The organism is Streptomyces sp. 150FB, assembly GCF_000818195.1.
GTDB lineage: Bacteria > Actinomycetota > Actinomycetes > Streptomycetales > Streptomycetaceae > Streptomyces.
Map to the genome: position 1 here is coordinate 8,628,916 of NZ_JTHL01000001.1, position 6,000 is coordinate 8,634,915.

Annotated in this window: 5 protein-coding genes; 1 reads left to right on the forward strand and 4 read right to left on the reverse strand. The window is 67.2% G+C overall.

The window, feature by feature from the left end:
- Positions 1-71 precede the first annotated feature (71 nt).
- Genes QR77_RS37040 through QR77_RS37055 form a run of 4 tightly spaced genes read right to left on the reverse strand, consistent with a single transcriptional unit; the run spans position 72 to position 4,638 of the window.
- The gene (locus QR77_RS37040) at positions 72-1,427 is read right to left on the reverse strand and encodes a GH1 family beta-glucosidase (protein ID WP_040026360.1); all 1,356 of its coding nucleotides are present in this window, start codon (positions 1,425-1,427) and stop codon (positions 72-74) included.
- Between the two features lie 20 nt (positions 1,428-1,447).
- Entirely contained in the window at positions 1,448-2,308 is an 861-nt protein-coding gene (locus QR77_RS37045; protein ID WP_040026362.1) for a carbohydrate ABC transporter permease, read from the reverse strand.
- Positions 2,301-3,308 carry a sugar ABC transporter permease gene (locus QR77_RS37050; protein WP_040026363.1) on the reverse strand — a complete coding sequence of 336 codons (1,008 nt, stop codon included), beginning with the start codon at positions 3,306-3,308 and terminating at the stop codon, positions 2,301-2,303. The genes QR77_RS37045 and QR77_RS37050 overlap by 8 nt, the downstream gene beginning before the upstream one ends.
- 10 nt (positions 3,309-3,318) lie before the next feature.
- Positions 3,319-4,638 (reverse strand): extracellular solute-binding protein, encoded by a 1,320-nt coding sequence (locus QR77_RS37055; RefSeq protein ID WP_040026364.1) that lies wholly within the window; start codon positions 4,636-4,638, stop codon positions 3,319-3,321.
- A 144-nt stretch (positions 4,639-4,782) separates the two neighbouring features.
- On the opposite strand from QR77_RS37055, the gene QR77_RS37060 reads away from it, so the two are divergent.
- A partial coding sequence (locus QR77_RS37060; RefSeq protein ID WP_078877614.1) for an ROK family transcriptional regulator occupies positions 4,783-6,000 on the forward strand: 1,218 nt, incomplete at its 3' end.

Below are 6,000 nucleotides of genomic sequence, written 5' to 3' on the forward strand. Positions count from 1 at the left end.
AGGAAGGGCGGCGGCTCCCGTACGTATGCCGTGCCTGGGCTGTCCGCGGTCGCTGTCGCTGACGCGGTCGGTCAGGCGGCCTTGCTGTTGCGGGCGGCTGCCTCGCTGATGATCTCGGCGTACCGGCGGCCGCTGCTCTTGACGGTCCGTACCTGCGTCTCGTAGTCCACGTGGATCAGGCCGAACCGCTTCGCGTAGCCGTACGCCCACTCGAAGTTGTCCATCAGCGACCAGGCGAAGTAACCGGCGAGCGGCGCGCCCTTGGCGACGGCCCGCGCGCAGGCGGCCAGGTGCTCCTCCAGGTACTGGATCCGCTCCGGGTCGTGCACGCTGCCGTCGGCGCGTACGACGTCCGGGTAGGCGGAACCGTTCTCCGTGACGTAGATCTTCCGGGGGTTGTACTCCTCGGTGAGCCGCGTCAGGAGCTGCTCGATGCCGTCGGAGTTGACCTCCCAGCCCATGTGCGTGTGGCGGCCCTCGGGGACGTCGACCTGCTTCGCGTACGGAGCGGGACCCGTCGGGTCGTCCTGCACGAACTGGCGGAAGTAGTAGTTGAGCCCCAGCCAGTCCAGCGGCGCAGCGATGGTCTCCAGGTCGCCGGGGCGCACCGGCAGCTCGACCCCGTACACGTCGAGCATGTCCTGCGGGTAGCCGCGGCCGTGGATCGGGTCCAGCCACCAGCGGTTGGTGTGGCCGTCGGCCCGCACCGCGGCCGCCCGGTCCGCCTCGCTGTCACTCGCGGGGAGGATCGGGCTCAGGTTGTTGACGATGCCGACACTGGCGTCCGAGGACGCCGCCCTGATCGCCTGCACGGCGAGCCCGTGGCCGAGGTGCAGGTGGTACGAGGTGCGCACCGCGGCGGTCAGGTCCTTGACCCCGGGAGCCATGTGGCCGTCGAGGTGGCCGATCCACGACGAGCACAGCGGCTCGTTGAGCGTCGCCCAGTCCTTGACCCGGTCACCGAGGCGCTCGGCGACGACACCGGCGTACGCGGCGAAGTGCTCGGCGGTCTCGCGGACCGGCCAGCCGCCCCGGTCCTGGGAGGCCTGCGGCAGGTCCCAGTGGTAGAGCGTCGCGAACGGCGTGATGCCGGCTTCGAGCAGTCCGTCGACGAGCCGGTCGTAGAACGCCAGGCCCGCCTTGTTGACCTGGCCGTTCCCGTCGGGCACGATCCGCGGCCACGCCAGCGAGAAGCGGTACGCGTCGACACCGAGCTGCTTCATCAGCCCGATGTCCTCGGGCACCCGGTGGTAGTGGTCACAGGCCACATCGCCGTTGTCGTCGTTGTCGATCTTGCCGGGCGTGTGGGAGAACGTGTCCCAGATCGACGGGGCGCGGCCGTCCTCAGCCACGGCCCCCTCGATCTGGTACGCGGCTGTGGCGACGCCCCAGGTGAAATCTGCGGGGAGGGCGTTGAGGTCGTTCACGGACTGCCTTTCTGAATCGGTCACTTGACGGCGCCCGCGGTCAGGCCGGCGACAAGGTAACGCTGGAGGAGGAGGAACCCGACGACGACCGGCACGCTGACGACGAGCGAGGCGGCCATGATCTGGTTCCAGTAGACGTCGTTCTGGGTGGCGTAGCCCTGGAGGCCGACGGCGAGCGTTCTGGTGTTGTCGTTCGTCATCACGGACGCGAACAACACCTCTCCCCAGGCCGTCATGAACGCGTAGACGGCGACGGCGACGATGCCGGGGGTCGCCGCGGGCACGACGACACGTACGAGCGCACCGATCGGTCCGCAGCCGTCCACCTTGGCGGCTTCGTCGAGGTCCCTCGGGATGGAGTCGAAGTACCCGATCAGCATCCAGATGGAGAAGGGGAGCGAGAACGTCAGATACGTGAGGATCAGTCCGCCGCGCGACCCGGAGAGCTGGATGCCCGTGTCGTTCCCGATGGTGACGAAGATCAGGTACAGCGGGAGCAGGAACAGGATGCCGGGGAACATCTGGGTGGAGAGCACCGTGACGGTGAAGACGCGCTTGCCGCGGAAGCTGTACCGGCTCACCGCGTACGCCGCGAACACCGCGATGATCACGGAGGCCACGGTCGCCGAGCCCGCCACGATCAGCGAGTTCACGAAGTACTTGGCGAGCGGGACGGTCTTCCAGATGTCGAAGTACGGGCGGATCGTGAGGTTCGTCGGGATCCACTGGAACTTGCCCGAGACGTCCTGGAGCGGCTTCAGCGAGCTGCTGACCATCACATAGACCGGCACCAGGGCGAAGAGGGCGAGCAGCGTCAGTACGACGCGGCGCGTCCAGATGAAGGACTGCGGTGGAGCGCTGGGAGACTTGACGCTAGACATCGGAGCCCTTCCTTCCTCGGGACGTGAGGAACAGGTAGATCGCCGTGACCACCAGCAGGAACAGCAGCAGGAGGACGGACATCGCGGATCCCGAGCCGAAGTTCCAGGTGACGAACGACGACTGGTAGATGTGGATCGAGATCAGGTCGGCGGCTTCCGGCGCCGACTTGCCGAACAGCACGTACGGCGTGTTGAAGTCGTTGAACGTCCACAGGAACAGGACGAGCACCAGGACCTGGTTGACCGGGCGCAGCGACGGCAGGGTGATCTTACGGATCTGCTGCCAGATGCCGGCGCCGTCGATCGAGGCGGCCTCGTACAGGTCACGCGGGATGTTCTGGAGTGCCGCCATGATCATGAGGAAGGCGAACGGCCAGGACTTCCAGAGCGAGACGACGACCAGCGCGACGAAGCTGTTGTTCCCGATCAGCCAGAAGGACGGCTTGTCGGTGAGTCCGAGCTGGTCGTGCAGCAGGTGATTGATCATGCCGTTGTCGTGCTGGAACATGAAGGACCAGGTGATGACAGCGGCGTAGACCGGCAGCGCGTACGGGACGAGGAAGATCGTCCGCAGGATGCCCCGGCCCCGGAAGTTCTCCTGGAGCATGATCGCGGCCGTGGTGCCGAACAGCCAGGAGAGGCCGACCGACAGCACGGTGAAGGCGCATGTCACGAAGAACGAGTGGAGCAGCGCCTGCCCGATCGGCGCGTCGAAGTCGATGGCGACCTTGTAGTTGCTCAGCCCGGCCGAAGGGGCCTGGCCCCAGTTACGGATGAAGAACTGGGTGAGCTGACGGAAGCTGACCCAGATCCCGACGACCATCGGGATCAGATGGACCAGCAGTTCGAAGAGGACGGCGGGCAGGAGCAGGAGGTAGGGCAGACCGCCTTGGCGGATACGGTTGGGGATGCGCGGCAGACGTCGCCGCGCACCCCCATTGCCCGATTTCTCCGTGCCGCCCGCCTTGTGCTCACTGGGAGGTGTCACTGTGGCGGTCATGGAGAAAGCCTCACTGACCCATCTGCTGCTGAGCCTTGGTGAGTTGAGCCTTGACGCTCTCGGTGGTCACCGGCTTGCCGGCGGCGGCGTCCGCCCACAGGGCCTTGATCGCACCACCGACGGTGGTCTCGAACTGTGACTCGTTCGCGACCTGCGGGAGCGGCGCGGCGCTGTTGGTGAGAGTGTCCCGGAGGACCTGGAGGTCGGGTGCGGAGAACGCCGGGTCGGCCTGGGCGGCCTTGACGGGCGGGATCGCACCGAAGCTCTTGTTGAGGATCTTCTGCTCGTCGTCGCTCGTCATGAACTTGACGAAGTTCTTCGCGCCGTCGACGTTCTTGGTGTTGTTGAACACCGCGATGTTGATACCGGCGACCATGGAGTTGGTCTGCTTGCCGGCGCCCGGCGTACCGGCCGCGACGGGAACGGGCACGGCACCCCACTCGGAGGGCTTCATGCCCTGGGAGGCGAAGCTCGTCGCCGCGGCCTGCCACAGCACCATGGCGGTCTTGCCCTTGGCGAAGTCCTGGAGGGACTGGTTCTGGGCGTACTCCGCGTTGCCCGGAGCGATGATCTTGTCCTTGGCCATGAAGTCGACGTACTGCTTGACAGCGGCGACAGCACCGTCCGAGGTGAAGGTCGCCTTGCCGTCCTTGTCGAAGAAGTCGGCACCGTGCTGCTGGCCGAGGGCGAACGCCTGGTGAATGTTGTTCGAGAGGTTACCGCCCTCAGCACCCAGACCCCACTTGTTCGGGTCCTTCTTGTGGATCTTCTGGCCGTCGGCGACCAGCTCGTCCCACGTCGTCGGCGGCTTCGCGATCCCCGCGTCGGCGAACATCTGCTTGTTGTAATACAGCGCGTAGGCAAGTGAGTACAGCGGCACCGCCGACGGGTCCTTGCCCGCGGCACCGGCCGAGGCGACGGCCGAGGGGACGAAGCGGTCCTCACCGCCGATCGCGTCGAAGTTCTTCTTGTCCCACGGCAGGAGGGCGCCACTGGCCTGGAGCGAGGCCGACCAGGTGTTGCCGATGTTCAGCACGTCGGGGCCCTGACCCGAAGTGGTGGCGGCAAGGATCCGGTTGAGCAGATCCGACCAGGGGATGACTTCGAGCTTGACCTTGATGCCCGTGTCCTTCTGGAACTTCGCCAGCTCCGGACCGAGGATCTTCTTGTCGGCCTCGATGTTGGGCCCCTGGTTGGACGCCCAGTACGTCAATGTCTTCGGGGACTCGTTGCTTCCGCCGGCGGACGAACCGCCACCACCGCATCCGGTGGCTGCGGCGGCGATGGCACTGACGAGGGTGATGACTGCTGCGGCTCTGGTCTTGCGCATGTGAGGTGTCGCCCCTTTCCGGGGATGGCTGCGTTCGAGAGTCGAACGGCCTCCATGACTTAATTTATGACGTGATTTAAGAGGTGAGAGAAGGTCGCGTCAAGGCCTGTGGCAGGGGTATGTTGCGTCCAGGGAAGGAGCAACATGTCGGAACGCAACAGACGAACGGTGCGTGACCTGCGACGGGGCAATCGTGCCCGGGTTGTACAACGGTTGTATTTCGACGGTCCGCTCAGCCGCCAGCAGCTCGGATCCGCGACCGGACTGAGTTCAGGATCTATCAGCAACGTGGTTGCCGAACTCGCCGCCGAGGGACTGCTCGAGGAGGCCGGAGTCGTCGATTCCGACGGCGGCCGCCCGCGCACCCTGCTCCGTGTCTCGCCCGGCGGCGGCCTGCTCATCGGCATCGACATCGGCGAAACCCGCATCCGTGTCGAGCTGTTCGACCTCTCCCTCACCGAACTGGCCCGTACGGACCGCCTGCTGGCCCAGCACGGCTACGACGTGGAACGCATCGTCTCCCACGTCCGTACGGGCGTGGCCGACGTCCTGCGCGACGCCGGAGCCGACGCACACCACCTGCTCGGGGTCGGGATCGGTGTGCCGGGCATCATCGAGCGCGGCGGGCCCGACGGCGCAGTCGTGCACGGCCAGACCATCGGCTGGCAGGCCGTGCCGTTCGAGAGGCTGCTGCGCGACGAGGTCGAACTGCCCCCCGAGGTACCACTGTTCATCGACAACGGCGCCCTGTCGCTCGGCCAGGCCGAGATGTGGTTCGGCGGCGGCCGGGGCGCGGGCGCCGCCGCCATCGCCCTCATCGGCTCCGGTGTGGGCGCCTCCGTCATCCAGGGCTCCACCTTCGAGGACAACCGCCGCAGCAGCGCCATCGAGTGGGGCCACACGACGGTGCAGATGCGCGGCAGGCGCTGCCGCTGCGGCTCCATCGGCTGCCTGGAGGCCTACGCGGGCGCGGAGGCGATGCGCGAGCGCTGGTACGAGGCCGGCGGTCCGCTGCCCGACGACACGGACGACGAGACCGCCCTCGCGGCCCTCCTCGAAGCCGCCTTCCCCGGCCCGGACGGACCGGAGCCGGACCCGGTGGCCGTCTCACTCCTCGACGACACAGCGGAGTGCCTGGGCGCCGCCGTGGCAGACCTGATCAACCTCTTCCTGCCCGAGCGCATCCTGCTGGGCGGCTGGGCGGGCCTGCTGATCGGACCCCATCTGCTGCCCGCGATACGCCGGCACGCCGAGCAGTACGCGCTCAGCCACGCCGCGGGGCGCACCACCATCGAGATGGGGCAACTGGGCCCGGACGCGGTCACCGTGGGCGCCGCCACCCTGCCGCTCGCCGCGTTCCTC

Excerpts from the sequence above, each read along its gene's own strand:
- QR77_RS37055 (WP_040026364.1), bottom strand. The coding sequence starts at position 4,638 with ATGCGCAAGACCAGAGCCGCAGCAGTCATCACCCTCGTCAGTGCCATC.
- QR77_RS37045 (WP_040026362.1), bottom strand. The coding sequence starts at position 2,308 with ATGTCTAGCGTCAAGTCTCCCAGCGCTCCACCGCAGTCCTTCATCTGG.
- QR77_RS37050 (WP_040026363.1), bottom strand. The coding sequence starts at position 3,308 with ATGACCGCCACAGTGACACCTCCCAGTGAGCACAAGGCGGGCGGCACG.